The sequence below is a fragment of the Alphaproteobacteria bacterium PA2 genome, assembly GCA_002256425.1.
Taxonomy (GTDB): Bacteria; Pseudomonadota; Alphaproteobacteria; order Caulobacterales; family Caulobacteraceae; genus Phenylobacterium.
In genome coordinates, this window is record NKIZ01000001.1 from 1,053,981 (window position 1) to 1,080,969 (window position 26,989).

Annotated in this window: 26 protein-coding genes; 16 read left to right on the forward strand and 10 right to left on the reverse strand. The window is 64.2% G+C overall.

What is annotated here, in order from left to right; genetic code table 11:
• The first annotated feature begins 133 nt into the window (after positions 1–133).
• Together CFE28_05085 and CFE28_05090 are read left to right on the forward strand one after the other, a co-directional pair.
• Positions 134–1,873: an alpha/beta hydrolase gene (locus tag CFE28_05085; GenBank protein ID OYU69430.1), complete on the forward strand. Its 1,740-nt coding sequence runs from the start codon at positions 134–136 to the stop codon at positions 1,871–1,873.
• Positions 1,873–3,261 (forward strand): MFS transporter, encoded by a 1,389-nt coding sequence (locus CFE28_05090; GenBank protein OYU69431.1) that lies wholly within the window; start codon positions 1,873–1,875, stop codon positions 3,259–3,261. Before CFE28_05085 ends, CFE28_05090 begins: the two co-directional genes overlap by 1 nt.
• Before the next feature lie 30 nt (positions 3,262–3,291).
• On the opposite strand, the gene CFE28_05095 is transcribed toward CFE28_05090, so the two are convergent.
• From CFE28_05095 to CFE28_05105, 3 genes are all read right to left on the reverse strand, one after another.
• On the reverse strand, positions 3,292–4,485 hold the full coding sequence (locus CFE28_05095; protein ID OYU69432.1) for a hypothetical protein: 1,194 nt from the start codon (positions 4,483–4,485) through the stop codon (positions 3,292–3,294).
• A 1-nt stretch (position 4,486) separates the two neighbouring features.
• A complete protein-coding gene (locus tag CFE28_05100; GenBank protein ID OYU69433.1) occupies positions 4,487–5,911 on the reverse strand; it encodes a hypothetical protein in 1,425 nt (474 codons plus the stop codon).
• A 104-nt stretch (positions 5,912–6,015) separates the two neighbouring features.
• Positions 6,016–7,266, reverse strand: a complete 1,251-nt coding sequence (locus tag CFE28_05105; GenBank protein OYU69434.1) for an aspartate kinase — start codon at positions 7,264–7,266, stop codon at positions 6,016–6,018.
• A 112-nt stretch (positions 7,267–7,378) separates the two neighbouring features.
• Between CFE28_05105 and CFE28_05110 the strand changes: the two genes are divergently transcribed.
• The 5 genes from CFE28_05110 to CFE28_05130 all read left to right on the forward strand — a co-directional run bounded on the left by CFE28_05110 (position 7,379) and on the right by CFE28_05130 (position 12,635).
• Positions 7,379–8,128: a bifunctional 3-demethylubiquinol 3-O-methyltransferase/2-polyprenyl-6-hydroxyphenol methylase gene (locus tag CFE28_05110; GenBank protein OYU69435.1), complete on the forward strand. Its 750-nt coding sequence runs from the start codon at positions 7,379–7,381 to the stop codon at positions 8,126–8,128.
• Between the two features lie 27 nt (positions 8,129–8,155).
• Positions 8,156–8,959, forward strand: a complete 804-nt coding sequence (locus tag CFE28_05115) for a hypothetical protein (protein OYU69436.1) — start codon at positions 8,156–8,158, stop codon at positions 8,957–8,959.
• Between the two features lie 14 nt (positions 8,960–8,973).
• Complete coding sequence (locus CFE28_05120; GenBank protein OYU69437.1) at positions 8,974–9,732, forward strand: hypothetical protein; 759 nt, start codon at positions 8,974–8,976, stop codon at positions 9,730–9,732.
• A gap of 83 nt (positions 9,733–9,815) precedes the next feature.
• Positions 9,816–11,426 (forward strand): long-chain fatty acid--CoA ligase, encoded by a 1,611-nt coding sequence (locus tag CFE28_05125; protein ID OYU69438.1) that lies wholly within the window; start codon positions 9,816–9,818, stop codon positions 11,424–11,426.
• A 126-nt stretch (positions 11,427–11,552) separates the two neighbouring features.
• Entirely contained in the window at positions 11,553–12,635 is a 1,083-nt protein-coding gene (locus CFE28_05130) for an alcohol dehydrogenase (protein ID OYU69439.1), read from the forward strand.
• Between the two features lie 64 nt (positions 12,636–12,699).
• On the opposite strand, the gene CFE28_05135 is transcribed toward CFE28_05130, so the two are convergent.
• From CFE28_05135 to CFE28_05150, 4 genes are all read right to left on the reverse strand, one after another.
• Positions 12,700–14,058 (reverse strand): peptidase M24, encoded by a 1,359-nt coding sequence (locus CFE28_05135; GenBank protein OYU69440.1) that lies wholly within the window; start codon positions 14,056–14,058, stop codon positions 12,700–12,702.
• Between the two features lie 24 nt (positions 14,059–14,082).
• Positions 14,083–14,433 (reverse strand): arsenate reductase (glutaredoxin), encoded by a 351-nt coding sequence (arsC, locus tag CFE28_05140; protein ID OYU69441.1) that lies wholly within the window; start codon positions 14,431–14,433, stop codon positions 14,083–14,085.
• An 8-nt stretch (positions 14,434–14,441) separates the two neighbouring features.
• Complete coding sequence (locus tag CFE28_05145; GenBank protein ID OYU69442.1) at positions 14,442–16,811, reverse strand: peptidase M20; 2,370 nt, start codon at positions 16,809–16,811, stop codon at positions 14,442–14,444.
• Positions 16,812–16,929: 118 nt separating this feature from the next.
• Entirely contained in the window at positions 16,930–17,826 is an 897-nt protein-coding gene (locus CFE28_05150) for a hypothetical protein (GenBank protein OYU69443.1), read from the reverse strand.
• A gap of 99 nt (positions 17,827–17,925) precedes the next feature.
• Here CFE28_05150 and CFE28_05155 point away from each other — a divergent pair, with 99 nt between their 5' ends.
• The 6 genes from CFE28_05155 (at position 17,926) to CFE28_05180 (ending at position 22,087) form a co-directional block, all read left to right on the forward strand.
• The gene (locus CFE28_05155; protein OYU69444.1) at positions 17,926–18,201 is read left to right on the forward strand and encodes a hypothetical protein; all 276 of its coding nucleotides are present in this window, start codon (positions 17,926–17,928) and stop codon (positions 18,199–18,201) included.
• A gap of 172 nt (positions 18,202–18,373) precedes the next feature.
• On the forward strand, positions 18,374–18,871 hold the full coding sequence (locus tag CFE28_05160; protein ID OYU69445.1) for a GNAT family N-acetyltransferase: 498 nt from the start codon (positions 18,374–18,376) through the stop codon (positions 18,869–18,871).
• A 48-nt stretch (positions 18,872–18,919) separates the two neighbouring features.
• Positions 18,920–19,495 (forward strand): hypothetical protein, encoded by a 576-nt coding sequence (locus CFE28_05165; GenBank protein ID OYU69446.1) that lies wholly within the window; start codon positions 18,920–18,922, stop codon positions 19,493–19,495.
• Complete coding sequence (locus CFE28_05170; protein OYU69447.1) at positions 19,456–20,136, forward strand: CoA pyrophosphatase; 681 nt, start codon at positions 19,456–19,458, stop codon at positions 20,134–20,136. Before CFE28_05165 ends, CFE28_05170 begins: the two co-directional genes overlap by 40 nt.
• Positions 20,137–20,162: 26 nt before the next feature.
• On the forward strand, positions 20,163–21,389 hold the full coding sequence (locus CFE28_05175; GenBank protein ID OYU71565.1) for a CCA tRNA nucleotidyltransferase: 1,227 nt from the start codon (positions 20,163–20,165) through the stop codon (positions 21,387–21,389).
• On the forward strand, positions 21,386–22,087 hold the full coding sequence (locus CFE28_05180) for a GMP synthase (protein OYU69448.1): 702 nt from the start codon (positions 21,386–21,388) through the stop codon (positions 22,085–22,087). Before CFE28_05175 ends, CFE28_05180 begins: the two co-directional genes overlap by 4 nt.
• On the opposite strand, the gene CFE28_05185 is transcribed toward CFE28_05180, so the two are convergent.
• The 3 genes from CFE28_05185 to CFE28_05195 are packed head-to-tail and all read right to left on the reverse strand — an operon-like array spanning position 22,084 to position 24,048.
• Positions 22,084–22,698, reverse strand: a complete 615-nt coding sequence (locus CFE28_05185) for a GNAT family N-acetyltransferase (GenBank protein ID OYU69449.1) — start codon at positions 22,696–22,698, stop codon at positions 22,084–22,086. The genes CFE28_05180 and CFE28_05185 overlap by 4 nt on opposite strands.
• A 16-nt stretch (positions 22,699–22,714) precedes the next feature.
• On the reverse strand, positions 22,715–23,590 hold the full coding sequence (locus CFE28_05190) for a coproporphyrinogen III oxidase (protein OYU69450.1): 876 nt from the start codon (positions 23,588–23,590) through the stop codon (positions 22,715–22,717).
• On the reverse strand, positions 23,587–24,048 hold the full coding sequence (locus CFE28_05195; GenBank protein OYU69451.1) for an rRNA methyltransferase: 462 nt from the start codon (positions 24,046–24,048) through the stop codon (positions 23,587–23,589). The genes CFE28_05190 and CFE28_05195 overlap by 4 nt, the downstream gene beginning before the upstream one ends.
• 215 nt (positions 24,049–24,263) lie before the next feature.
• Between CFE28_05195 and petA the strand changes: the two genes are divergently transcribed.
• The 3 genes from petA to CFE28_05210 are packed head-to-tail and all read left to right on the forward strand — an operon-like array spanning position 24,264 to position 26,980.
• Entirely contained in the window at positions 24,264–24,803 is a 540-nt protein-coding gene (gene petA / locus CFE28_05200) for a ubiquinol-cytochrome c reductase iron-sulfur subunit (GenBank protein OYU69452.1), read from the forward strand.
• Between the two features lie 5 nt (positions 24,804–24,808).
• Positions 24,809–26,128, forward strand: a complete 1,320-nt coding sequence (locus tag CFE28_05205; GenBank protein ID OYU69453.1) for a cytochrome b — start codon at positions 24,809–24,811, stop codon at positions 26,126–26,128.
• A gap of 6 nt (positions 26,129–26,134) precedes the next feature.
• Positions 26,135–26,980: a cytochrome c1 gene (locus CFE28_05210; protein ID OYU69454.1), complete on the forward strand. Its 846-nt coding sequence runs from the start codon at positions 26,135–26,137 to the stop codon at positions 26,978–26,980.
• Positions 26,981–26,989 lie beyond the last annotated feature (9 nt).

Below are 26,989 nucleotides of genomic sequence, written 5' to 3' on the forward strand. Positions count from 1 at the left end.
ACGGAAAAGCAGGCCTGACCGCCAGATTTCGCAGACTGCACCCCATCGGGGCGCCTGCCCGTCTCTGAATTTCTTTGATCCCGCGCCATTCCCCCGGCCATAGTCGCTCCAATGACAAGTGGGGGAAGCTGACATGTTGCGCAGATACGGGTTGATGGGACTGGGGTTGCTGCTGGTGCTCGCCGGCTCGATCCTCGCCTGGGCCATACAAACCTCCGGCGGGGTCAAGGTTTCCGATGTCCGCTTCCCGGGGCCGAAAGGCGTGGTCATGTCGGGCCTGCTTTACACGCCGCGGGGGGTGGACGCCGCCCACCCGGCGCCGGCAGTGCTGGTCAGTCACGGCTACATCAACACCCGTGAAATGCAGAGCCCCTTCGCCATCGAGCTGTCCCGTCGCGGCTTTGTGGTTCTGGCCATGGACATGACCGGGCACGGCTATTCCACCGGCAATGTCGGCGCCAACGGGTTTGGAGGCCCTGCGGCCCTGGCCTATCTCCAGTCGGTTCCCGGGGTGGACCGGAACAATATCGGCCTGGAAGGGCACAGCCTTGGCGGCGCCCCAGTCTACATGGCGGCCATCTCCCAACCGCAGGGTTACAAGGCCACTGTCCTTGAAGGGTCTTCACCAGGACTCCTCGGGCCCTCGGTCCCCGTAAACACGCAACTTCCCCGCAACCTCGCCCTGGTTTTCGGCCAGTTTGACGAATTTGCCGGCCTGATGTGGAAGACCCCAAAGGGTTCGGACATCGCCGGAACGCCAGGCATCCAGAAGCTGTTCGGCACGGACAAACCCGTGATCGAGGGCAAGGTCTATGGCGATGTCGCCGCCGGGACCGCACGCGTGCTTTACAATCCGCCGATCACCCATCCCTGGGAACACTTCTCGAAGGCGGGGGTCGGCCGGGCTGTCGACTGGTTCCAGAATACGCTATCCGGCGCGGCCTCTCCCAGGGATCCATCAGACCAGATCTGGATCTGGAAGGAGGTCGGTACCCTGACCGCTTTCGTCGGCTTCGTGATCCTGATGCTGGGAACCTTTCAGGTCCTGTCCCAGCCTGTGGTCGAAGGCTTCAACGCTCTTGAGGAACCCGCAGGTGGAAAGCCTGGCCCCTCGCGCTGGCTGGGCCTGGCGGTCACCGCCGCCCTGCCGGCCCTGACCTTCTTCCCCTTCATGAAGCTGGGGGGGCTGTTTGTCCCCATGCGTCTGTTTCCGCAGTACATCCATAACCAGCTGGTGGTCTGGGCCCTGCTCAATGCCGTCCTGGCGGTAGTGGTTTCCGTGGTCCTGCGGACAGGGAAGTCGAAGGCGCCTTTGGCCTGGCTGCGGGATGGCTGGTTCGCAGGCCTTACGGTTGGTGTCGGCTACCTGTCCCTCGTTCTGGCTGATCTGGTTTTCAAGGTCGACTTCCGCTTCTGGGTTCTGGGTCTCAAGCCCCTGGACGGGGCGCATTTCGGCATGTTCCTGGCTTATCTGGTCCCCTGGCTGGTCTATTTCTGGGTGACGATCCGCGCACTTACGGCAGTCCTTCCGCCCCGCTCCGAAGGCGCTGCGGCCCAGTATGGCTATGCGATTGTCGCCATGGCCGGCGGCTTCGCGGTCCTGTTGCTGATCCAGTACGGGACCCTGTTCGCCACCGGCATGCTGCTGACGCCGACCGAACCCCTCAACATCATTGTCGCCATCCAGTTCGTGCCCCTGATGACGTCCCTGGCGGTCGTCACGGTCTTCACCTGGCGGCGGACGCGGTCCCATCTGGCCGCCACACTGATCTGCGCCCTGATTGTGTCCTGGTATGTAGCTGGCGGCACCGCGGTTCACTGGTCGAAGGACTTTCCCATGGCCATCCCCGGCGCGGCCAAGGCCAGGACCTGATGGCCAAGGAGGGCGGCTGGGCCGATGTCCTGGGCGAGGGGCGGCTTCCGCTCTTTGTCCTCATCTGCCTGGGGGTCTGGCTGAATGCTGCTGACAGTCTGGTCACGGCGACCATCATGCCCAGTGTTGGCAAGGCGCTTGGCGGTTATGCGTTCTTTGGCTGGGCGACGGCGGGCTATCTGCTGGGGGCGGTTCTGGCCGGCGCCAGCGCAGGGGTCCTGGCGCACCGGTTCGGGCTGCGACGGGCGACGGCGGCGTCAGCCATGCTGTACGCCCTTGGCTGTGTGTTGAGCGCGGCGGGGCCGAACATTGCGACCTTTCTGGCCGGCCGCCTGCTTCAGGGGATCGGTGGGGGTTGGGTCGTCGGTTTCTGCTCCGTCGCCATCGGTCTGATGTTTCCCGGCCGCACCCTGCCGAGGGTCTATGCGGCCATCACTTCCGTCTGGGGTGTCGCCAGCCTGCTGGGTCCCCTGATTGGCGGCGTCTTCGCCGACGCGGGCGTCTGGCGCTGGGTCTTCTGGAGCTTCGCGATCCAGGCGGTTGCCGTCGCCTGTGCGGCCATGAGCATGCTGCCGAAGGGCGATGACGGAAATGCGCAACACAAGATCGCCTGGGGTACGCTCGGCCTGATCGCTCTTGGCGTGGCCGCAATCGCCATGGCTGATATCGCCGGCAGCCCTGCGCTTTCCCTTGGCCTGGTCCTCGCTGGACTTGGATTGATGGTCCTGGCGGTCAAGCACGATGGCCGCCAGTCTGTGCGACTTCTGCCCATCTCCGCGGGAGACATGCGATCTGTTCCGGGGTCCGGCTTTGTGGCCATGTTCCTGATCACCTGCGCCTCAATGGGGTATTCCGTCTACGGTCCGGCGATCCTGCAGACCCTTGCCGGACTGAGCGCCTTGACGGCCGGCTATGTCATTGCCCTAGAGGCGGTCGCCTGGACCCTGGCCGGATTGATGGTTGCACACCTCACAGGGGTCTGGCCGGGTCGGATGATCAGACTTGGGGTCGCCGTGGCTGCTTTGGGGGTGGGGATCAGCGCCCTGGTATTTCCGACTGGATCCGTTGTCGGGGCAGGCATTGCGGGCATAATTCTGGGCGGCGGATTTGGCCTGTCATCGGCCTTCATGAGCCAACGCCTGTTAGGCGCATTGCCCGAGGATGAGCGCGGTATTGGCGCCGCCGCGGGATCAACTGTCCGACAGACCGGCAATGCTGCTGGCGCCGCCATGGCTGCTGCGGTTGCAAACCTGTCAGGCTTCGCTCACGGATTTACGGCTGAAGGCGCCAGGGCCGCGGGATTCTGGGTGTTCATTGCCGCGCTTCCTGTGGCGCTCGCCGCAGTCCTGGCCGCCTGGCGTCTGGGGCAGGACAGGCCAGCGACCTAGAGCGCGTTTGTCGCGAAAACCGGTTCCCACTTACCGCGGCATGCTCTGGAGCGGGAACTGCGCCTTCACTACGGCGTCGATCCGGGCCTTGGCGGCCTCCGAGGGCTGGGGGCCGTCCCCAAGGGACGCCGGAATGCCGGACTCGATCACCTCGAGCACGACCACATCAGGATGAAACCGGTTGATCAGGTCCTCGCGCCAGGTCCCATCCTGATTGTGCGTCAGGATCAGCCGGCTGAAATGGCTGTAAAGAAATGGAACCAGGGCGTTGGAGAATGAATCCCGGCTCATCATCAGGACGGGCTTTCCGGCCTGACCTGTGTCGACCACCTGTGGCCCGGTCCAGCTACGGTTCTCGCCCAGAAAAATGGTGTTCAGCCGCCCTTCCGCCTGCTTGTCGCTATGGTCCTGGTAGGTCAGTTTCACGAAGCTGGAGACACCCAGCATCATGGCCAGATCCCGCGGACCCCAAAGGGCGACAGGATTGGCCTGAAAGTCGGAAAGGGGCCGAGGGTCTTCGCCGACCCCCATCGCCTTCAGCCGGTTCATCATGCCCACATAGCCGTAGTGCGCGCCCAGCCCGGTCCAGTGCGTGTCGTGCCGGCTGAACAGACCCGGAGATGACTTCGCCGGTTCCTGCAGGAAGTCATACAGATAGAGGATGTCGCCCGCCTGGGCGGCTCTGGCCATGCCCGGCAGGACCATGGCGGGCCTCTGGGCGCTGGCCTTGAACCAGTAAGGCGCCAACTGCGGATAGAGGGCTTCCTTCTGTGGTGGGCTGACCACCAGATACTTGATGCCGCGCTGCTGGAGGTACTCTGTCCGACCTGCGAGATGATACATGGCCTCCCGGGCGGTGGGCGCGCCCAGGGGCGGATCATTCCGGATTTCCCCGAGATGAGTGTCGTTGTCGTAGAACAACCACCCGTCTCTTCCGACGATCACCTTCCCGGAGCCCGACACGCCAAAGGGCATGCGCGCTGCGTTCAGCCAGCCGATGAGATAGGGGCGCGCAGGGAAGCGATCTGCGACATAGGCGTTCAGCTCATTGCGATAGTCCTCAAGATCGCCGGGGCCTCTGATCGGCGCGGGCAGGGTCGCCAGGACGCGCTGCTCGTCCAATTCCGGCGCGACCGCAATTTTCGGCAGGAGAAAGCCGCCCGCCAGGGTCAGGACCGTCAGTCCAATCAGCGCCCGCCAATGCCAGGTGTGGGACGAGACCATGTCAGAACCTGAAATAGAGGAAGGGATTGAGCGAGCTGTTGACCAGGTGGGCCACGCTCAGGATGAGGCCCGGGATCAGGACAAGGACCGGCAGTATGTGCGCTGCACGGGTGTCTTCAACAGCCGCACCTGAGTCGGCCCGCGGCGCCTTAAGGCGATCAAGGAGGGCGGGAAGGGTTGGAAATGCCAGGATCACGCCCAGGAAAAGGGCGGTTGTCACTTCAGCATTGAGCAGGACCAGGACGTCGACTTCCCCTTGCCACAGAGCCTTCGGCGCGAACATGGCGGCCAGGTACTGTCCGGCGGCGGGAAGGTCGGGAGCGCGGAAAATGACCCAACCGACCATGACCGCGAGTAGGGCGTAGGCGTGGCGCACCACCCTTGGCAAGGCGGTCAGAATGCGGGCCAGGCCGAAGCGCTCCAGCATGAGGAAGGTCCCGTGATAGAGGCCCCACACCACAAAGCTCCAGGCCGCGCCGTGCCATAGACCGGTCAACAGGAAGACGATCAGCAGGTTGCGGACCGTGGCTGCCAGCCCACCCCTGTTGCCGCCCAGGGGAATGTAGACATAGTCCCGGAACCACGATGAGAGCGAAATGTGCCACCGCCGCCAGAAGTCGGTGATCGAGGCCGCTGCATAGGGGTAGTTGAAGTTCTTCGGATAGGTGAAGCCCAGCATGAAGGCCAGGCCGATGGCCATGTTGGAATAGCCGCAGAAGTCGAAATAGATCTGCAGGGTATAGGCCAGGGCCCCCAGCCAGGCGCTGCCGCCATCCAGGGTGGCGGCGCCGAAGGCATAGTCCGCCAGGGGCGCCACCTGGTTGGCCACCAGCACCTTCTGGCAAAGCCCGATAATGAAGTACTGGATTCCAAGTCCCACATGGGTCGACTTGCGGCGGTCCGCATGCATTTCGTCGACAATGTCGGCGTATCTGACGATCGGCCCGGCGATCAGGTGCGGGAACATCAGGATGTAGGCTGAGAACCTGATCAGGTCCTTCTCGGCCCTCACCTGGCCCCGGGCGACATCCACCAGGTAGCTGACCAGCTGGAAGGTGAAGAAGGAAATGCCCAGGGGCAGGGCCAGGGTAACCTCGGGCAGGGGAGATCCCGGCAGCAGGGCGTCGAGGTTGTGAGCCAGGAAGCCTGCATACTTGAAGATGCCCAGAACGCCGAAATCAATGGCCACTGTCGCTGCGACCAGGGCGGTGCGGCGACCTCCGGTCGATAGGCGGTCTATGCCGATCGCCGCCAGATAGTTCAGTAATATCAACCCGCCGAGCAGGAAGATGTATGGGCCTTCTCCCCAGACATAGAAGGCCACACTGCCAACCAGAAGGGCGCCTGTCCGCCAGCCGGCCAGGTAGTAGCCCAGCAGGAAGACCGGCAGGAAATAGAAGATGAAGATGATGGAGCTAAAGACCATGCCTGCGCCGCCGTCCCCCTGATCCAGCCGGGTATCCCGGCGCCGCCAAGTCTTGGCAGGGCTCCGCGCCTTTGGCTAGTCGAACACCTCCGCCGAATTGAAGGCTAGAGTTGGTCCAGGCCATAGGCGGCGTGCAGGGCGCGGACCGCCAGTTCCGTATAGGCCGCGTCGATCAGCACGCTGATCTTGATCTCCGAGGTGGAGATGACCTGGATGTTGACGCCCTTTTCGGCCAGGGCGCCGAACATGGTCTTGGCCACGCCGGTATGGCTGCGCATGCCGACGCCGATCACCGAAACCTTCGATACGTCCTCGTTCACCTGGACGTCGTCAAAGCCGATCCGGGGCTGGGCGGCGCGGATGATTTCGACCGTCCGGGCGGCGTCACGCTTGCCGACGGTGAATTCCATATTGGCCGTGTCCGCAGTGCGCGCGTGGCTCTGGACGATCATGTCCACATTGACGTTTGCGTCAGCCAGGGCGCCGAAGATTTCCGACGACACGCCGGGATGGTCGGGCAGGCCGAACAGGCTGATCTTGGCCTCATCGCGGCTGTAGGCGACGCCGCTGACAATCCGCTTTTCCATGATCTCTTCCTCGTCGCACACAACGGTGCCTTGGCCGGGCGCTTCGCCTGGCTCGACAAAACTGGACAATACCCGCACCGGCACATTCTTCGCCATGGCCAGTTCGACCGAGCGGGTCTGCAGGACCTTGGCCCCTAGGGACGCCATTTCCAGCATCTCTTCATAAGAGATCTTGGACAACTTCCGCGCCTTGGACTCGATGCGGGGATCGGTGGTGTAGACGCCGTCGACGTCCGTATAGATGTCGCAGCGGATGGCTTTCACCGCAGCGGCGATGGCGACTGCGCTGGTGTCGGATCCGCCACGGCCCAGGGTGGCGATGCGGCCATCCCGTGTGACGCCCTGGAAGCCGGCGATCACGGCGATCTCGCCCGTATCCATGGCGGCTGTCAGCTTGTCGGCCTCAACATCATCAATGCGGGAGCGGCCATGGGCGTCGTCGGCGATGATCGGGATCTGCCAGCCCATCCAGGACCTGGCAGGCAGGCCCATGTTGCGCAGGGTCATGGCCAGCAGGCCGGCGGTCACCTGTTCACCGGAGGCTACAACGACATCGTATTCATCGTCAGAAGGCGGCAGCCCCTGGGCGGCGGGGCCGGCGCCATCAGTCCAGGCCACCAGTTCATTGGTCTTGCCCGCCATGGCCGACACGACGACAGCAACCTTGTGGCCAGCGGCGACTTCGGCCGCGACCAGGCGTCCGACCCTGCGGATGCGTTCCAGGTCGGCCACCGAGGTGCCGCCGAATTTCATTACGAGCCGAGACATGGCTTTTGGCGACAGCTCCTTGGTCGCGGGGGAGGGGGCGTCATAAACGGACAGACGGCGGTCGGCAACGCTTCCCCTTCGCGTTCGGGCTGCAAAGCGCTAAAAGGGGGGCATGACGACAATCGTTTCCAGTGTTGACCCGGCCGAAGTCGAGCGCTTTTCAAGAATTGCAGCCGAGTGGTGGGACCCCAAGGGCAAGTTCGCGCCCCTGCACAAGTTCAACCCGGTTAGGCTGGGCTTCATCAGAGATCAGGCCCTTGTCCGCTTTGGGCGCGACGGGTCCGACCGCAGGCCCTTCGAGGGCCTCAAACTGCTCGATATCGGTTGCGGCGGCGGCTTGCTGTCGGAACCCATGAGCCGGCTGGGTTTCGATGTGACCGGGGTCGACGCCTCTGAGCGCAATATCGGTACTGCCAGCGCCCATGCGGCCCAGGTGGGCGCAAAGGTCACCTATCTCTGCTCTACGGCTGAACAGCTAGAGGCGGATGGCGCTGGTCCCTATGACGTCATCCTGAACATGGAAGTGATCGAGCACGTGGCCGATCCCGCCGCCTACCTCCGGACCTGCGGCCGCCTGCTGGCCCCGGGCGGCATCATGATTGTCGCCACGCTCAACCGTACGCTCAAGGCCCTGGCCCTGGCCAAGATCGGCGCAGAATACGTGCTGAGATGGCTGCCGGCGGGGACCCATGACTGGTCCAAGTTCCTCAAACCTTCGGAACTGCGGGGTTTCATGACCGGTGAACCCCTGGCCATTCAAGGCCCCTTCGGGGTTGTCTTCGACCCCTTGACTGGCCGCTGGTCGCAATCGATGGACTGCGACATCAACTACATGATGACGATGACGCGGGACGCGGCGTAAAGAGCCCCCGCAAAAGGATTCCGAAGAATGCCGTCCCTACGGGTGATCAGCCACGCCTTCCGCGCCTGGCGCCGCAATATGAGATGGGCCAAGCATGAGCCCGAAACGCCCTATCTGGCGGACCTGCTCTCCGGCTCTCCGGTCTGTCTGCATGTGGGCGCCAGCGATGGCCGCCACTCCTATGTGATGACCCAGGTAGCGCCGTCGGCCCAGATTCACGCCTTTGAACCCTCGGGCTTCACCTTCGAAGTGCTGAAACTGTGCCTCGCCTGGCACGGCATTGCCCGGCAGGTGCGGCCCATCCACGCCGCTGTCTCTGATGCGCCGGGGGAAATGCTTCTGGTGACGCCCAAGAAGACCTCCGGACGGATGGGGCGCGCCTATGCCTTCGTCGCCGATGCGGCGCCCGAAGGTAAGGTTCGTCCTGACCTGGAGGACACGGGCGTCGAGGTCCAGCCGACCCCGGTGGTCACCCTGGACGAGTACTGCAGGTCGCAGGGGATCACCCGGGTCGACTTCATCCGGATGGACATCGAGGGCGCTGAGCAGAAGGCGCTGAAGGGCGCCGAAGGCATTCTCGACCGCGACAAGCCCCATGTCCTGATCGAGATCCATCCGGCCATGCTGACCGAGCGGTTCGGTGGCTCGGCCGAGGCGGTCGTCGACATTTTCCGGTCCCGGGGATATCGCATGTTCGCCCTGAACGGCGATCGTCTGGAAGAGCGGACCACGGTCCTGCCGGGCGCAGACTGGAAAGACTACTTCTTCGTCCATCCCACCCGGGCGCCCCGTCTGCCTGACGGGGTCTTCAAAGCGCGCATGGCGGCCTGAGGCTGTCCTAATCCATGGTCAAGGCCCGTCCCTACTATGCTTCGGGCGCGGCCTCGTCGCGCTATTACGACCTTGTAGCGTCGGCAGATCGGTCCATTGCGAACGATGTCGCCCTCTTTGGTCAGCTGGCGCCTGCGGAAGGGCGCATTCTGGAACTGGGCTCTGGCACGGGTAGGGTGACCTCCGCCCTGGCTGCTCAGGGGTTTTCCGTCCTGGGCGTCGAGATCGCCCCTTCCATGCTGTCCCAGGCCCAGGCCGCGCGCGCCAGGGCCCCTGAAGGGGTACAGGCCCGCCTTCGGTATGTTCTTGGCGACATGACGTCCCTGACGCTTGGCGAGACGTTCGATGCCGTCATCTGTCCCTTTTATGGCCTGGCCCATATTCCCCGGGGCGCAGCATGGCAGAACACATTCAACGGGGTCTTCAAGCACCTGCGCCCCGGCGGGCTTGCCGGGTTTCACATGCCTGACGCCAGCAAGATGGCCCTGCCGCCGCCGCCGCCCAATGTTCCGGTCTTTCAGCAGGCAACCGCTGACGGCGCCAGCCTGACCCTCTATGTGCTGGAACATACCTTCCGGCAGGGCCTCGATCGCATGGACATTACCCTGGATTATGTGGTCTCAGGTCCCCAGGGCGTTCTGCACAATCCAGAACGGCTGACCTATTATGCGGGAGATCCGGACCCCTTCGCCATCAAGGCCGGGCTCATCCTTGATCGCCCGCCCGTGGCCCTGGCAGAGCAGGGTCAGGTCCATATCTACCGGCGCCCTTAGCCCGGGAAGGACTTCAGCCCCTAGTCCTGAATGAACTCCCAAACTAGACTTCCCGACAAAATGGCGTCGGGAGTTGAAACATTATGCAGGCCCTGATGATGGAGCGGGCGCTCAGCCTGCCTTCGATCCTGGAATATGCGGCCCGGTATCACGGAGACCGCGAGGTGGTGGTCCGGACCGTCGAGGGCCCGATCTTCCGGTACGACTATGCCCGCGCCCTCGAACGGGCCAAGCGCATGGCCAACGCCCTGACAGCCCTGGGCGTCAAGCCTGGAGACCGGGTGGCGACCCTTGCCTGGTCCACCCACCGGCATTTCGAGCTCTATTACGCGGTCACCGGCATGGGCGCGATCCTGCACACCATCAATCCGCGGCTTCACCCCGATCAGGTGGCCTGGGTCGCCAATCACGCAGAAGACGCCATCCTGCTGTTCGACATCACTTTTGGCGAACTCGTCCGGGACATTGCGCCCCAGCTTCAGACCGTCAAAACCCTCGTGGCCATGACCGACCGGGAACATCTGCCGCCGGAAGCGCCGGATGGAACCCTGGTCTATGAAGAGCTGATCGCGTCGCATTCCGCCGACTATGTCTGGCCCGATATCGACGAGCGTCAGGCTTCGGGACTCTGCTACACCTCCGGGACGACCGGTAATCCCAAGGGGGTGCTGTATTCGCACAGGTCCACGGTCCTGCACGCCATGGCCCTGGTCCAGCCGGACTGCTTTGATCTGGGGGCGACCTCAGCGGTCCTGCCCTGCGCCCAGATGTATCACGCCAACGCCTGGTGCACGCCCTATGCAGCGCCCCTGGTTGGGGCCAAGCTGATCCTGCCCGGACGCAATCTGGATGGCCCGTCCATCTGCGAGTTGGCGGTCGCCGAGAAGCCGACCTTCCTGCTTGGGGTGCCCACCATCTGGGTGGGCGTCCTCGACCATCTGGACCAGATCGGTGAGAAACTGACCTCGGTGAAGACCCTGGCGGTTGGTGGTTCGGCCCCGACCGCCTCGCTCATCAGCCGGGTCCAGGATATGCTGGGCGCCGATGTTCGCCAGATCTGGGGCATGACCGAGACCAGCCCCATGGGGGTGATCAATACGCCTCTATCAAAGCATGAGGGCGAGGACGCCGCCGCCGCCTTGGCCCGCAAGCAGAAGCAGGGCCGTGGCGGCTGGGGCGTCGAAATGCGCATCATGGGCGACGACGGGACGATCCAGCCGAGGGATGGCAAGAGCTCCGGCGCCCTGCAGGTTCGCGGCCCCTGGGTGTCGTCGGCCTATTTCAAGAATGAAGGCGCCGACGTCTTCCTGCCGGACGGCTGGTTTGACACCGGAGATATCGCGACCCTGGACGGGGAAGGCTATCTGCGCCTCACGGACCGGGCCAAGGACGTGATCAAGTCAGGCGGGGAGTGGATCTCAACCCTGGATCTGGAGGACGCTGTGTCCTCCCATCCTGCCGTGGCCATGGCCGCCGCCATCGGCATACCCCACCCCAAATGGGATGAGCGGCCGCTGCTGCTGGTGGTCCTGCGCCCGAACCATACGGCCGATCCTGAGGAACTGAAGATCCACGTCTCGACCAGGGTGGCCAAGTGGTGGACGCCAGACGAGGTGAGGATCGTCGAATCCCTGCCCATCGGTCCCACCGGCAAGGTGCTGAAGCGCGAACTGCGAAATCAGGTGACCTCTTAGCGGTACGGAACGGAAAGGCTCTAGCGCGCTTCACCTGAACGGCGATAAGCTATCGACTTGAGATGCCCGGGATAGAGCCCGGCTTTTGAAACCCGTCCGAAACCGGGCGACATGGGGAGACGAAACATGAAGGCCGCCGTATTGCGCGAAGTGGGCAAGCCGCTTCAGATCGAAGACGTCCAGATCAACAAGCCCGGCCCGCATGAGGTCCTGATCCGCACCGTGGCCGCTGGCCTGTGCCACTCCGACCTGCACTTCATGGAAGGGTCCTATCCCCATCCGCTTCCCGCGGTCCTGGGCCATGAAAGCGCCGGCATTGTCGAAGCTGTCGGCTCCGAAGTCCGGACCGTGAAGGTCGGCGACCATGTCATCACCTGCCTGTCGGCCTATTGCGGCCACTGCGACCAGTGCCTCACCGGCCACCTGTCGCTGTGCGTTTCGCCGGAAACCAAGCGAGACGCCGACGAGGAGCCGCGCCTCAGCCAGGGCGGCCGTCCCCTGCCGCAGTTCCTGAACCTGTCTTCCTTCGCCGAATACATGCTGATCCACGAGCATGCCTGCGTGTCGATCCGTAAGGACATGCCCCTCGATCGCGCCGCCCTGATCGGTTGCTCGGTCATGACCGGCGTCGGCGCCGCCATCCACACCTCCAGCGTCCGTCCGGGCGAAACCGTTGTCGTCATCGGCTGCGGCGGGGTTGGTCTGTCGGCCATCAATGGCGCGTCCATCGCCGGGGCCGGCCGGATCATCGCCGTCGACATGGTCTCTTCCAAGGGCAACCTGGCCCGCGAGTTCGGCGCCACCGACTTCATCGACGCCTCCCAGACCGACGCGGTCAAGGAAGTGCTGGAAATGACCAAGGGCGGCGTTCACCACTCCTTCGAGGCCATCGGCCTGTCGAAGACGGCGGAGCAGGCCTTCAACATGCTGCGTCGCGGCGGCACCGCCAACATCATCGGCATGATCCCGATCGGTCAGTCCATCACCCTGCCGGGCGCCGCCTTCCTGGGCGAAAAGAAGCTGCAGGGCTCGATGATGGGCTCCAACCGCTTCCCCGTCGACATGCCCCGGCTGGTCGACTTCTACATGAACGGCAAGCTCAAGCTGGACCAGATGATCTCCCAGCGCATCAAGCTGGAGCAGGTCAATGAAGGCTTCGCCGACATGAAGCGCGGCGAACTGGCCCGTTCGGTCATCATGTTCGACTGATCGAAGTTGTCAGATTGAAATCAGGGCTCCGCTGCAAGGCGGAGCCCTTTTTCGTTGGGCGCTGTCAGCGTCTGAGGGCGACGACGGGCTCTGTGCTCGCCACCTGCCGTGGCGTCTCCCGCGAGAGGTCTACAGACCCTCGTACAAGCATTCGGTCGATCCGGACCTTTTCGGCCCGGAAGGCGTCAAGGTCGGCGCCCGCCAGGGTCACGCCCTGGGGAACCCGGGCGCTGACCGGATTGACCCGCGCTCCATCCTGCCAGATCTCGTAGTGAAGGTGGGGTCCGGTCGACAACCCCGTGGTCCCCACATAGGCCACGACCTGGCCCTGCCGGACGGTCTGGCCCGGCGCAATCCCCGGAGCGAACTTCAGCAGGTGGGCATAGCCGGTGGCCCAGTTCTCGGGGTGGCGGATCTTGAGCCAGTTGCCATAGCCGCCCCAGCGGCCAGCGGTTTCCACCACGCCATCCCCGGCTGCGAGCACCGGGGTGCCGACACCGACGCCGAAATCTATGCCCTGGTGCATGCGGTTGAAGCCAAGGACCGGGTGTCGGCGCATGCCGAAGCCCGAGGTCATTTCCCCACTGGCCACCGGCGTGCGCAGCAGGAAGCCGCGAATGTTCTCGCCATTGGCGTCGAAGTATTCGGCCTTGCCGGCGCGCTCGAACCGATAGAACCGGATGCCCTTGATGGCGGCGTAGAGCAGATCGCCGGTCTGAACCGTCCTGCCGCTGTCAGTGACGGCGCGGTCATAGATCAGGTCGATCTTGTCCCCCAGCTTCAGGTCCCGGTCGAAGTCGACCTTGTGCCCGAACAGTTTGACCATCTGCTGGATGATGGCTGGCCCCGCGCCCAGTTCGGCGGCTGTTTCGGAAAGGGAGCCGTCCAGGGCGCCCGATGCGACCGTGCGCTCGGCCCGGATGTTTTCCGAAATCTCCCGCAGGCGCATGGCGCCATCAAAGGTCCGCGTGACGGCCAGGGTTGATGCGGGACTGGTGCGAAGGGACAGGCCGATGAGGCGCAGGTTTTCCTCGCCGCCCCGCCGCCGGGCGACCGCCGCATCAAGGGTGAAGCCGGGACTTATACTGGTGACGTCGATCGCGCCTGCCAGGGTGTTGATGAGTTCGCGGGCGTCATCGGGGCCTATGCCGGCGCGCAGTATGGCGCCCTGGAGGGTCTCGCCGACTGCGACCTGGATTTCGAGATGTTCCGGACGGCCAAAGCCGGGAAGGGCTTCCGCCTCGGTAAACGCCTTGTGCTGGAGGGCGTTGATTTCGGTCTGATTAAGCGGCGGGGCCAGTCTTGCCACGGCGTGCGCGCCATAGGCTGTAACACCCCATCCAGCCGCCACCAGACCCGCCGTCGCCAGGGTCAGGCGAGCGAGAAGTCTGGAGGGCGGTCGTCTGGGATCGAACTCGGCCATGAACCGGGAGAATCGATCTGTTCGCTAGATCAGGTCAAGTACGCGCTCGACAGGCCGACAAAGGGCGACGCCCTTCGCCGTGGCGACAATGGGGCGGTTGACCAGAACCGGGTCGGCGACCATGGCATTCAGGAGTGTCGCCTCGGTCACTGAGGGGTCTGTCAGCCCAAGCGCCTCGGCCTGGGTGCCGCGCACCCGCAGCAGGTCCTGCAGGGAGCCGCCGCTCCGCGCCGCCAGATCCTTGAGAAGGGCCTCGGACCAGCCGGCCTTCAGATACTCGACCACTACGGGTTCGACGCCCCTTTCCCGCAGGAGGGAGAGGGTATTTCGCGAGGTCCCGCAATTGGGGTTGTGATAGATGATGACGTCGGCCATGGCGCTTCCTACCAGCTGAACTTCCTGGATCCCAGGACCAGTGTGGAGTCCGAAAGGTCAAAGGGCATGGTCTTTTCGTCCCTGGCTGGCAAGGGCGCAGCGCCAGTCGGCCAACCCTCGCGGGTCGTCGCAAACTTCACTTGCAGTCCGCCTGGCCCCACGGGCTTGAAGGTCATGACCAGGCCCTTCGGCATGGCTGTGAGACGTATCCTTGTGGCCTGGCCGGGCTTGTCCAGCACCTTCATGGGAGTTCCGTTCAGGGCGGTGGCCTGGATGATTGTGTCGGCCGTCAGCTCCAGGGAGATATTCCGGGCGCCGGCTGGCGGCGTGACGGTCAGGGCGAAGCTGCCATCCTTCAGATCCTGAAGGATGAAATCAGGCGCTGTCGCTGCGATGGGTGGCGCCGTCGCGATCCACTCCATGCCCCTTCCGAAGGTCGGCACGTCGGATCGAACGGGCGGCCGCCCGTAGGTCTGCAGCGCCCTTGCCGTCCAGGGGTCAAGCTTCGAGACCGGTGAAGCCAGGTAGGCCTTGCCCGTGTCGGTATCCTGCACATACGAAATCATGGTCGCCTGGGGGTGGCGGGCCGACCATGGCGGGTCGAACCGCACCAGCAGGGTGACGGCCAGACCGGCCATAAACAGGCCCAGGCCCGCCCATTCAGGCGCCCTGTCATCATCCTGCACCAGGGGCCAGATCAGCAGCCCGCACAGCCATGCGAAGATGGCCAGAAGCTCCACCATGTCCAGACCCTGGAATACACCGTGGGCGAGCCCCAACAACCAGGCCAGTCCCCCTGCCGCCGCCAGGGCGTGCGGCACGGTCATCCAGGCGCTGCGGCGATATCCCATCCCGCTGATTGCGCCGAGAGCCGCGGCCAGGGCCAGGGGCCAGGCGATCAGGAAGGCTGTGGGCGGCGCTACGATCTGGCCGACAGTCGCCGCCAGCAGGGCTGTACCTAGGACCCCGGTCCATGCGCCCGTAATGCCGGCCGGGCGACCCATGGAGATGAGGGCGACCATGCCGCCGGCTATGCCAAGTCCCAGTCCGACTGGATCGAAGCCAAAGGCGCAGGACATGATCCCGGCCGTCGCCGCCAATGCAGCCGCCGTGAAGCGTGAGCGGCCGGACGCGGTCGCATTGGCGGTGTAAATCACCATGGCGACACCCAGCAGGGCCAGGGCGATCTCCCAGCGATTGACCTGCGCCAGCAATTGCCGCTGTTCGAAGAACCCCAGGTCGACGCCCGTCATCTTGCGCGCCAGGTGCAGGACGGCGGCGCCGGTCAGCAGCAGATAGACGGCGCCGCCTGCGCCACGGGCTGCCTCCGACCAGCGGAAGACTCCCGCCCGCTGGGCGGTATGCACCCCAAGGGCGATCCAGGCGGCGATCGCGGCCAGCAGCGCCCATCCGGCGATCTGCGGATAGGCGAATATGTGCGAGCCAAAGGTGTTGGCGTAAACGAGGTTGGGGCTCTTGCCAGGCAGTTCCGCCGAGAAGGCCAGATCCCTGGCCGCCGCATAGGCCTGATCGCCCATGTGCTGAAGGCTGCCCTGATCCAGGTTGTCACTGGTGGATGTGGCCGAGTGATAGTCGAACTGACGGCCGATGAAGGCGAAGTTCAACCCGGTAATCCCCTCGGCCTTCGAGACCGTGAAGTCGGTGTCATTGGGCATGTGTTCATAGAGGAATACCGCCAGGGATGACGAGGACGGTCGTACGGCGGTCCGGGCGAAGCGCTTGATGACCTCGCCATTCTCGCCGCCGGTCTGGAACATCTGGGCCGCGCCGCCGCCGCCCCGTGTTTCCATGTTGATGATGAAGCCAATGCGCCTGGACAGGGGATGTTCGGGGAAGAAGGCCGCCGCGCCCAGGAGCCCGGCTTCCTCGCCGTCGGTGATCAGCAGGATCACGTCCCGCTCGGGCACACCCTGGGCCTTGAGCAGACGCATGATTTCCAGCGCGGCTGAAACGCCAGCGGCATCGTCGGCCGCCCCCGGGGAGCCGGGCACGCTGTCATAGTGGGCCATGAGGGCCAGGGCCGGCGCCGTGCGTGACTTGCCCGGCAGGACCCCGATGATGTTTTCAACGTGGCCGCCCGTAACGAAAGGGGTCTCCGCCCGATCCACCTTGCGCAGGACATCGGCGCTCTGGATCTCAGGGTTCAGGCCAAGGGCGGACATCCTCTGGACGAGATAGTCGCGAACCTGGGCGTTGGCCGCAGACCCGATCGGATGCGGTGTCCGTGCCATGACCCGGTTGTCGACCATGGCCCGGCCGGCGGCGAAGACGCTGGGCGAAGCGCTGGCAGGAAGGGGTTGAGGTGTCTGGGCCGTCCACCACGCAAAGGCGAACGCGCCGATCAAGGCCAGGGCCAATGCCAGGGTTCTGTTCACGCTTGTCGCCTCCCGAAGGTCTTGCGGGGGAAGTTATCTCTTTCGCAGCCCCTGAACAGAGGGTAGGCGCATTTGCAGGTGGGTCCCTGCAGGGCTGACGTTAGGCTTGCGTAAGGGTCAGTCCCCTTGCCCGGGCCTCTGACCCTGAAAAATAGACCACTCCATCGCCCCAGTCGTGGACTACAGCCCCACTCGGCGGCGGGGCGCCTTCGCCACAGAGGAAGGACAGTTCCTTCGATGTCAGCACGCCCCACCGCGCCAGGGCCTGATCTGGCGTCGGGTCCGGCCTGGCGTCTGCGGTCGCGCCGGGAAGGGCGGCTTCAAGCCCGGCGACATACTCATCGTAGTCCACCCAGCCCGCCACCGTGTGATCGCCCCCTGGACCCCTGAAGATCAGGGTCGGAAGCGCATACCGGTCATGGCCCTCGGAGTGCTTGAGTTCACCATTCATCGGACTGTCGTGCTTGAGATTGCGCACATAGTCATTGGGCTGGCGGGTTTCGCTCCAGTCGGCCTTGTAGGCTGCGGCCACCTCCGGGCGTGCTTGATCTAGACGCCAGCGGGCGTGATCCAGTCCGGGCACGCCGACCGTAGCAGCGTCGAACTCATCGGGGGTCTGGGGACCAGTTCCGAAAATGAAGATCTGCTCGCGGAACCTCCGAAGGACAGCGTGAGCCACTTCCTGGCCCTGAAGCTCCGCCGCCTTGACCGCCTGGCCAGCCGGGTCGGTAGACTGCAACATCAGCTTCATGGGGTTGGGGTAGGGCATGCCGGTCAGATGCCAGACCCGCTTCCAGTAGGCGCGCATGGGTTCGGCGGCGCTGATCCGGTCCCATCCTTCCTTGCCGGTCGCGGCATTGCCGACGAGACCGCCCATGACCTTTCGCCAGGTCATGTGATGGCCGTGTCGCCAGTCCAGCAGCCTCAGTTGGGGTTCGGCGCCCCAGGCGGTGGAGCAGACGCAATCCGTGTACTCGACGACTTCAACCCTGGTCATGGCGGCCTCCCGATCCGGTTTTTCCTCTCCAGCCTCAACCGGTCATGGCGGCTTGGCAAGCGAATCCACACACTGTGTCCCGGCAGGAGACCATTCGGAATGTCGGGCTGGGTGATTGGCGTCATGGTGGAGATGGCGGAGGAGCCGGCGCCCGTGCGCTGCTATTTCGCGGTCGGCTTCGAGGACCGCGCTAAAGCTGAATGGACCGCCATTGATGGGGCGGCCGGGCTTGGTGACGTAACCTACAGCCCGGTCGGTGGACTGGAGCCTGTTCAGGCCCTGGCCGCCCTGACCCCCGCCAGGATGAAACGCCTGGGTCTGGCTTCGGGTGAGGTGCGGCCCCTTGGCCGTGTCCTGCCGCGCAAGTGGCTCTGACCAAGCAGCATTGACGGGGGGGGCTTGGGGCCCTATCTGCCCGGCCTTCGATCACGAGGGACTTGAGGTCCATGCGACGACTGCGACGAACGGCGCCCTGCGCTGCCTGATCCTCCGCCCCCGGACCGCCTGAGCGCGCCGGGTTCGTCGTCCTTCGGTTTTCGAGTTGCCCATGTCCCCTAACGCCAAGCCCGTTTCCGGGTTCGTCATTGTCCCTGAACAGATCTCGGACACATCTGCCATCGAAGTCCTTCTGGACCACGCCTTCGGGCCAGGAAGGTTCACCAAGGTCTCCGAGCGTGTCCGGGAAATGGCGCCCCTTCGCCGTGACCTTTCCTTCTGCGCCTGGGATGAGGGTCGACTGGTCGGATGCGTGCGGATGACCCAGGTCCAGGTCGGTGAGACACCGGTCATGTTCCTGGGGCCCCTGGCCGTCGAAGCTGACCAGAGGAAGTCCGGAACCGGCGGCGCCCTGGTTCTCGAAGCCTGTCAGGCTTCTGAGGCGGCAGGATTTCCGGTTGTCCTGCTGGTCGGCGACGAACCCTATTTCACCCGGTTCGGCTTTTCATCTGCCCCTACCGCAGCCGTGAAGCTGCCCGGCCCGGTAGATCAGCGCCGTGTGCTCGCCAGGGGGGCGACCGGGCCTCTTTCCGGCCCTGTGCGTCCCTGATGGCGGGAGGTGGTTGAGGCCAGCGCCGAGCAGGCCTAACCTGACGCCATGACGGAATCTCCCAAATCCCAGGGCCTGGATGGCGTGATCGCCGCGGCCAAGCAGGCGCCGGGGCGCGGCCTGCCGCCTGTACACCTGTGGAATCCCCCGCACTGCGGCGATATCGACATCGTCATCCGCAAGGATGGCCTGTGGTTCCATGAGGGCACGCCCATCGGCCGCGAGGCCCTTGTCAGGCTGTTCTCGACGGTGCTGCGCAAGGACCCTGACGGCTACCATCTGGTGACGCCGGTCGAGAAGATGAGGATCACGGTTGAAGACGCCCCGTTCATCGCGGTGCGGGTCGACCGGACGGAAACGGGCCTGACCTTCCTGACCAATGTTGGCGACGAGGTCACGGCTGGACCAGAGAACGCCATCCGTGTCGAAATGGACGGGAAGACCGGCGAGCCACGCCCTTACGTGCATGTGCGTCGGGGCCTTGAGGCGCTGATCGCCCGGCCTGTCTTCTATGAGCTGGTAGAGATGGCTGAAGAGCGGGAAACGCCCAAGGGTCCCGAGCTCGGGGTCATGTCCGGGGGCGTCTGGTTCCCCCTCGGTCCAGCCGGAGTTCATTGCCCGTGAATGGCGGCCTGCGGAACTGGATCAGCGACCGGCTGGATCCCCTGGAAGATCGACCGCCGGCCCTGATCACCTCGGACTATGACCTGTCGACAGCGGCGGTGCGACCCGACGACCTTGAGCAGCTGACTCCGGCCGCGGTGCTGATCGGTCTCATCGAGCGGGAGGAGGGGTATTCCGTCCTGCTGACCCGCCGGGTAGACACCATGCGTCGGCATGCGGGGCAGGTGGCCTTTCCAGGCGGGCGGCGTGATCCGGGCGAAACCCCCTGGCAAACGGCCCTGCGTGAGGCGGAGGAAGAGGTCGGGCTCAGTCCCGAGCTGGTTTCCCTGGTTGGCCTGTCATCACCCTATCAGACCGGGACCGGCTATCTGATTACGCCGGTGGTCGGATTCATCGCTCCCGGCTTTGACCTGATCCCCAACCCCGATGAAGTCGCCGACATCTTCGAGACCCCCTTCGACTTCCTTATGAATACCGACAATCACGAAGAACATGAAAGGACCCTGCCCAGCGGTGAGGTCCGCAGGTTCTACGCCATGACGCACGGCGACTTCTACATCTGGGGCGCGACCGCCGGCATGCTGAGGGCCCTCCGCCGCCGCCTTTATGATGGTCCCCAAAGCCTGGAGGCGGTCAGGTGACTGACACCGTCGGGGTGCAGTCCTGGATGACCACGCCTCAGGTCACGGCCCTGTTTGACGCCCTCGAGGCGAGGGGCCGTCGAGGCTGCGCGCGGTTTGTTGGCGGTTGCGTCCGCAACACCCTGCTGGGGGCGCCCATCGGCGACATCGACATAGCCACCACCCTGACCCCGGACCTTGTCACCGTCGCGCTCAAGGCTGCTGGAATCAGGGCGGTTCCGACAGGCATTGACCATGGGACGATTACGGCCGTGATCGATGGCCTGCCCTTCGAGGTGACGACCCTGCGCAGGGACGTTTCCACGGATGGTCGCCGCGCCGTGGTGGCCTTCACCCAGGATTGGGCACTGGACGCCCAGCGCCGGGACTTCACCCTCAACGCGGTCTATTCGGATCGGGAAGGTGTCCTTTTCGACCCCACAGGTCGGGGAATCCCTGACGGAAGGGCCGGGGCGATCATCTTCGTCGGTGAGGCCAGGACGCGGATCGAGGAGGACAGTCTCCGGATCCTGAGGTTCTTCCGGTTCCTGGCCTGGTATGGCCGGGGCGACCCTGATGCGGAAGCCCTCGAGGCCTGCCGCGCCCTGGCTGACGCCATCAGGAACCTACCTGCCGAGAGGACGTCGAAGGAGCTGCTCAAACTCCTGGCCGCCGATGACCCCCGAATGGCCGTTGATCTCATGGCCAGGACCGGGGTCCTGGATATCATACTGCCAGACCATCGGGATCTGGCTGACTTCAGCGCCCTGGTCTGTTTGGCGGTTGAAGGGCGGATACAGTCTGATCCGGTCCTGCGTCTCGCCGCCCTCCTGCCACAGGACAGGGAGGCCGTGCGCAGGACCGCGGACACAATGCGGCTGTCCAACGCGGAGCGCGGCAGGCTGGTGGCGGCGGCGGAGGCCTCATTGGACTTGCGCCCCGACATGTCCCCGAAGCTTGCCAGACAGGCCCTCTACCAGATGGGTGCTTCGACATTCGTTGACCGCGTGACCCTCGCCTGGGCGGCATCAGGCTCGACAACCAGCCGGGCGGCATGGGCCGACCTCCTGGAACTGGCTTCAGCCTGGGTTCCACCGGTTCTTCCGGTCAACGGTGATGACGCTGCTGCAGCAGGCCTTCCCCGCGGTCCCCTGATCGGCAAGGCCCTGGCCGAGGTCGAGGCCTGGTGGCTGGATCGTGACTTCACGGACGGCAGGGCGGAGGTTCTGGAAAAACTGGGCGTCGTTGCGGCGTCCCTGGGAGGCGCGCCATGAAGCTGGCCATTCTGGAGACGGGCCGCCCACCGGAAGATATTGTCGACCGGTTCGGCGACTATCCGTCCATGTTCCGCACCCTTCTGGGCGAGGGGGCGCATGACTATGCGACCTACGATGTCTCGGACGGGCAGTTTCCGGCCGAGGTCGAGGACCACAGGGCCTACATCATCACGGGATCCTCGGCAGGGGTCTACGAGCCCCATCCCTGGATCGATCCGCTCAAGGGCTTCCTTCAGGCCGCCAAGGGGCGCACGGCCCTGGTCGGCGTCTGTTTCGGGCACCAGATCATGGCCGAAGCCTTCGGCGGCAAGGTAATCAAGTCGCCCAAGGGATGGGGTGTGGGTCTGCATCGCTATGAGGTGGCGACCCGGCATGCCTGGATGGACACAGCCGCGACCATTGGTGTGCCGGCATCCCATCAGGATCAGGTGGTGGAATTGCCGCCTGGCGCGCAGGTTGTGGCCGCCAATGACTTCACGCCTTTCGGCATGCTGGCCTATGGGGACCAGAGAGCCATTTCGATCCAGTTGCACCCCGAGTTCACCCCCGACTACGCCAGGGCCCTGATCGAGACCCGCCGGGGAACGCGCTATACGGACGCCCAGGCGGAGGCCGCCCTTGCATCCTATGCCCAGGCCGACGACCGGTCCCGGGTCGGCGGCTGGATCGCAGAGTTCCTGGCCCGGAACGCCTAGCCTGCGGCCCGGGCCATCCAGACCGTCGCTCCGGCGTTTTCAATGTCCAGTCGGTCCCAGCCACAACCTTCGTAAAAGCGAAGGGCGCGATGATTGTCTGCGCTGCATCCAAGATGGACCCGGTCCGCCCCGGCCCTGGATACAGCCTTCATCCAGGTCTCCAGCAATGGACGCCCCAGATGCACGCCCTGTAACCTGGGCAGCAGGTTTATGTGCAGGTGGGCGGGGTGGTCGGCGACTACGGACTGAGGCGTGGGTGGGGGGTAGTGTATCTGGGCGGCCCGCCATTGATCAGCTGTCCAGCCACTTTGGGAGGCGCCTTCAGGATAGGGATACAGTTCGCGGACCCTGGGCCACCAGACTTCACGGCACTGGGCTTCAAAGGCCCGGGTGTCTTCGGTTCCCAGGACGTAGCCGCCTACGCCCAATTCATCCTCGACGACGAAGGTCAGGTCAGGTCGGAGCGTTGCATAGGGCGCTGCGTAGATCTCGCCGATGATCCTTGGATTTTCATAGAGGTGGGAACCGTCACGGCCGCTGTCCCCGGTCTTCAGACAAATCTCGTAAAGCGCGTCGATATCCTCGGGCCGAAAGGGTCGGATGTGAGGCATGTCGTGCGCTCCGCGATCAGGGCCAGGCGACCATGGGCGGCATGGAGCTGAGAATGCTCTCGATGTTTCCGCCGGTCTTCAGTCCAAACATGGTGCCCCGATCGTAGAGGAGATTGAACTCCACATACCGGCCGCGCCGCACAAGCTGCTCCGCCTTGTCTGAATCTGACCACCCTTCATGCATGTGTCCACGGGCAATGCGCGGATAGACATCAAGAAAGGCCTCACCCACATCCTGGGTGAACTGGAAGTCGCGCTCCCAGTCGCCGGAATTGTGGTGGTCATAGAAGATGCCGCCAATGCCCCGGGGCTCATTGCGGTGCGGCAGGAAGAAATACTCGTCGCAGCGGGCCTTGTACTTCGGGTGCCAGGTCGGGTCGTGCCGGTCGCAGGCGGCCTGCATCGCCGCATGGAAGGTGATGGCGTCGGGGGCTTCCTGCGTCCGCTGGACATCGAGGGTCGGGGTCAGGTCTGCCCCGCCGCCGAACCAGCTCTGGGTCGTCGCCAGGAACCGGGTGTTCATATGAACCGCCGGAACCTTGGGATTGTGCATGTGGGCGATCAAGCTGATGCCCGTGGCCGTGAACCGGGGATCCTTGTCGGCGCCTGGCATGGTCGCGGCCATTTCCGGCGTGAAGGTTCCATGCACCAGCGAGATGTGGACGCCGCACTTCTCGAAGAACCGCCCGCCGCGCATGAAGCCCATGACGCCGCCGCCGCCCGCCGGTCTGACCCAGGGCTTCAGCTCGAAGCGGCCGGGCGCGCCGGGGTAGAGGTCGGCGGGCGCCTCGTCCTCCATGGCTTCGAACTCAGCGACGATCCGGTCCCGGAGGGAGTCGAACCAGGCGCGGGCGCGGGTGTTGTAGCTTTCAAGGGTTGCGGCGTCGGTCATGGGACCACGGGATTAGGGAAAAGCGAGGTCTGACGCAACGCTTCGGAAAGTCCGATGGCGGCCGAGACCGTCACATTGAATGACCTGCGTCCCGGGCTGAGGGGAATGATGACCCTCGCGTCGGCGGCTTCCGCGACCTCGTCGGGCACCCCAAGGCTTTCCCGTCCGAACAGCAGGACGTCATCAGGCCGGAACCGGAAGTCATGGAGAGGCGTGGCGCCCTTGGTGGTGAACAGGATGATTCGCCCGAGGTCCGCCGCAATGAAGTCGGACCAGCCCGCATGGCGGGTAACTTCTGCCGGTTCGCCATAGTCCATGGCGGCCCGCCGGATGGCTTTGTCCGAGAGCGGAAAGCCGCAGGGCTCGATGACATGCACTTTTACCCCCAAACATGCCCCTAATCTGAGGGCTGCTCCAAGGTTTTGCGGAATGTCCGGTTGAAAAAGCGCGAGCAGCATTCTAAGCGGTCCAGCCACGGGATGCATGGGGCTAATCCGAATCATCGAAATGGTGGAGTCGCAAATTGCGGCGACGGCGTTTCCAAAGTTCGGGGCCGGCTCTACAATGTGTTTTGAGGGACCCAAGCCAGAATCTCTGACTGGGTCGAAGTCGGGCGGGAGCCATCCGGTTTCAGCCCCAACCGAAGGGTAGCTTAAAGGTGGCCAGCACCGTCATGGGCGCAACTCCCGAACACCATACCGGAGGGGAAGACCCCAACCGGCGTGATTTCATTCATATCGCCGCTACCGTCGCCGCCGTCGGCGCCGTCGGTGGGCTAGCGTGGCCGTTCATCGATCAGATGAACCCTGCCGCAGACACCCTGGCCCTGGCCTCGGTGGAATTCGACCTGTCCAAGGTCGAACTGGGGCAGCAGGTGGTGATCAAGTGGCGCGGAAAGCCGCTGTTCATCCGCCATCGCACCGGCAAGGAGATCGCTGCGGCGATCAAGGACGACAACGCGGCCCTGCGCGATCCCCAGACTGACGAGGAACGTCACAAGGCCGGCAAGGCCGAGTGGCTGGTCCTGATCGGCACCTGCACCCACCTGGGTTGCGTGCCGACCTTCGGCGGCGGCGATTTCGGCGGCTGGTTCTGCCCCTGCCATGGTTCGCACTACGACACCTCGGGTCGTATCCGGAAGGGCCCTGCGCCAAAGAACCTGGCGGTGCCCGAATACACCTTCCTGTCTGACAGCAAGGTCAAGGTGGGCTGAGGATCATGAGCGGACATTCAAACTACGAACCCAAGAGCGGCTTCGAGAAGTGGCTCGACGTGCGCCTGCCGATCATCCGGTTTGGCCATGACACCATTGTCGACTTCCCGACCCCGAAGAACCTGAACTACTGGTACACATTTGGCGGCATTCTTGCCCTTTGCCTCGGCATCCAGATCGTCACCGGCATCATTCTGGCCATGCATTATGTGGCCCATGTGAAGTTCGCCTTCGACAGCGTCGAGCACATCATGCGCGACGTGAACTATGGCTGGCTCATACGCTATGTGCACGCCAACGGCGCCTCGATGTTCTTCCTGGCCGTCTATGTCCACATGTTCCGCGGCCTGTACTACGGCTCCTACAAGGCCCCCCGCGAAGTGCTTTGGCTGCTGGGCTGCGTGATCTACCTGCTGATGATCATCACCGCCTTCATGGGTTATGTCCTGCCCTGGGGTCAGATGAGCTTCCACGGCGCGGTGGTCATCACCAACCTGATCGGCGCCATTCCGGTGATCGGCCAGTCCATCACCACCTGGCTGTGGGGCGGCTTTGCGGTGGATAACCCCACCCTCAACCGCTTCTTCTCACTGCACTATCTGCTGCCCTTCATGATTGCGGGCGTTGTCGCCCTGCACATCTGGGCCCTGCACGTCCCGGGCAACAACAACCCGACCGGCGTGGATGTGAAGTCCAAGGAAGATACCGTCCCCTTCCATCCGTACTACACGGTGAAGGACGGCTTCGCGATTTCGGTCTTCCTGCTGATGTTTGCGGCCTTCGTGTTCTTCAACCCGAACGCCCTGGGCGACGCGGTGAACTATGTTCCGGCAAACCCGCTGGTGACGCCTGCGCACATCGTGCCCGAATGGTACCTCCTGCCCTTCTACGCCATCCTGCGGGCCGTTCCGGACAAGCTGATGGGCGTGATCTTCATGGGCGGCGCCATCGCCATGCTCTTCCTGCTGCCCTGGCTCGACACCTCCAAGGTCCGGTCCATGCGCTATCGCCCGACGGCCAGGCTCTACTTCTTCATCTTCGTGGTGGTGACCCTGGTTCTGGGCTATTGCGGCGGCCAGCTGCCGGACAACAAGATCATTCCGGGACTTACGACGTTCCAGGTGATCGACGCAGACCTCAACTCGGTGGTCTGGTTGTCTCGCATGGCTACGGCCTACTACTTCGCCTACTTCCTGATCATCCTGCCGGTCCTGGGCCTCACCGAGACCCCTCTGCCCCAGCCGGAATCGATCAGCGAGCCTGTGCTTTCACATCCCGCCAATGCGCCAGCCGGTGCTGCGGCTTCGCCTGAAAAGAGGGGTTGAGCCTCGATGCTGCGCAAAGGTTTCGCTCTCGCGGCGCTGGGGCTTGCTTTCATCGGCGCCCCCGCCCTCGCGTCCACAACCGAGGAAGAGCCCAGGGAAGTTCACTGGAGCTTCCAGGGTCCGCTCGGCAAGTTCGACCAGGCCCAGCTTCAGCGGGGCTACAAGGTCTATCGGGAGGTCTGCTCGGCCTGCCACTCGATGAACCTGATGTCCTTCCGCAATCTGGGACAGAAGGGCGGGCCGTTCTACGACCCCGAATTCAAGAACCCGAATGACAACCCCTATGTGAAGTCCATCGCCAAGGAATATCAGGTCGACGATATCGACTCTGAAACCGGTGATGTGGTGAAGCGTGCGGCGACATCGGCTGACGCCTTCCCCAATCCCTTCCCCAACGAACCTGCCGCACGGGCTTCAAATGGCGGGGCTCTGCCGCCGGACCTGTCCACCATGGCAAAGGCACGGGAGGGCGGACCGGCCTATATCTACTCCCTGCTGGTTGGCTATGAAGAAGCGCCCAAGGGCATGACCGTTCCGACCGGCCAACACTACAATCCCTATATGCCCGGCGACATGAGCAGCTACTGGACGGGTGATCCGAAGAAGGTGCCGATCGGCGGCTTCATCGCCATGCCGCCGCCCCTGGCGCCGGACAAGGTCACGTTTGATGATGGCGCCAAGTCCACCATCGAACAGCAGGCCCTGGATGTGACGGCCTTCCTGACCTGGGCCAGCGATCCCAAGATGGAAGAGCGCAAGTCCTTCGGTCTGGCCGCCATGATCTATCTGCTGATCTTCTCGGGCCTGCTCTATGCAAGCTACCGGCGGATCTGGGCCAATGTCAGCCACTAGGCTGCCCAG

Excerpts from the sequence above, each read along its gene's own strand:
- CFE28_05165 (OYU69446.1), top strand. The coding sequence starts at position 18,920 with ATGACGGAATCTCCCAAATCCCAGGGCCTGGATGGCGTGATCGCCGCG.
- CFE28_05095 (OYU69432.1), bottom strand. The coding sequence starts at position 4,485 with ATGGTCTCGTCCCACACCTGGCATTGGCGGGCGCTGATTGGACTGACG.
- CFE28_05135 (OYU69440.1), bottom strand. The coding sequence starts at position 14,058 with ATGGCCGAGTTCGATCCCAGACGACCGCCCTCCAGACTTCTCGCTCGC.
- CFE28_05160 (OYU69445.1), top strand. The coding sequence starts at position 18,374 with ATGTCCCCTAACGCCAAGCCCGTTTCCGGGTTCGTCATTGTCCCTGAA.
- CFE28_05090 (OYU69431.1), top strand. The coding sequence starts at position 1,873 with ATGGCCAAGGAGGGCGGCTGGGCCGATGTCCTGGGCGAGGGGCGGCTT.
- CFE28_05210 (OYU69454.1), top strand. The coding sequence starts at position 26,135 with ATGCTGCGCAAAGGTTTCGCTCTCGCGGCGCTGGGGCTTGCTTTCATC.
- CFE28_05130 (OYU69439.1), top strand. The coding sequence starts at position 11,553 with ATGAAGGCCGCCGTATTGCGCGAAGTGGGCAAGCCGCTTCAGATCGAA.
- CFE28_05110 (OYU69435.1), top strand. The coding sequence starts at position 7,379 with ATGACGACAATCGTTTCCAGTGTTGACCCGGCCGAAGTCGAGCGCTTT.
- CFE28_05185 (OYU69449.1), bottom strand. The coding sequence starts at position 22,698 with ATGCCTCACATCCGACCCTTTCGGCCCGAGGATATCGACGCGCTTTAC.
- CFE28_05105 (OYU69434.1), bottom strand. The coding sequence starts at position 7,266 with ATGTCTCGGCTCGTAATGAAATTCGGCGGCACCTCGGTGGCCGACCTG.
- arsC (OYU69441.1), bottom strand. The coding sequence starts at position 14,433 with ATGGCCGACGTCATCATCTATCACAACCCCAATTGCGGGACCTCGCGA.
- CFE28_05190 (OYU69450.1), bottom strand. The coding sequence starts at position 23,590 with ATGACCGACGCCGCAACCCTTGAAAGCTACAACACCCGCGCCCGCGCC.
- CFE28_05175 (OYU71565.1), top strand. The coding sequence starts at position 20,163 with ATGACCACGCCTCAGGTCACGGCCCTGTTTGACGCCCTCGAGGCGAGG.
- CFE28_05150 (OYU69443.1), bottom strand. The coding sequence starts at position 17,826 with ATGACCAGGGTTGAAGTCGTCGAGTACACGGATTGCGTCTGCTCCACC.
- CFE28_05155 (OYU69444.1), top strand. The coding sequence starts at position 17,926 with ATGTCGGGCTGGGTGATTGGCGTCATGGTGGAGATGGCGGAGGAGCCG.
- petA (OYU69452.1), top strand. The coding sequence starts at position 24,264 with ATGGGCGCAACTCCCGAACACCATACCGGAGGGGAAGACCCCAACCGG.
- CFE28_05125 (OYU69438.1), top strand. The coding sequence starts at position 9,816 with ATGCAGGCCCTGATGATGGAGCGGGCGCTCAGCCTGCCTTCGATCCTG.
- CFE28_05205 (OYU69453.1), top strand. The coding sequence starts at position 24,809 with ATGAGCGGACATTCAAACTACGAACCCAAGAGCGGCTTCGAGAAGTGG.
- CFE28_05085 (OYU69430.1), top strand. The coding sequence starts at position 134 with ATGTTGCGCAGATACGGGTTGATGGGACTGGGGTTGCTGCTGGTGCTC.
- CFE28_05115 (OYU69436.1), top strand. The coding sequence starts at position 8,156 with ATGCCGTCCCTACGGGTGATCAGCCACGCCTTCCGCGCCTGGCGCCGC.
- CFE28_05100 (OYU69433.1), bottom strand. The coding sequence starts at position 5,911 with ATGGTCTTTAGCTCCATCATCTTCATCTTCTATTTCCTGCCGGTCTTC.
- CFE28_05195 (OYU69451.1), bottom strand. The coding sequence starts at position 24,048 with ATGCTGCTCGCGCTTTTTCAACCGGACATTCCGCAAAACCTTGGAGCA.
- CFE28_05120 (OYU69437.1), top strand. The coding sequence starts at position 8,974 with ATGGTCAAGGCCCGTCCCTACTATGCTTCGGGCGCGGCCTCGTCGCGC.
- CFE28_05180 (OYU69448.1), top strand. The coding sequence starts at position 21,386 with ATGAAGCTGGCCATTCTGGAGACGGGCCGCCCACCGGAAGATATTGTC.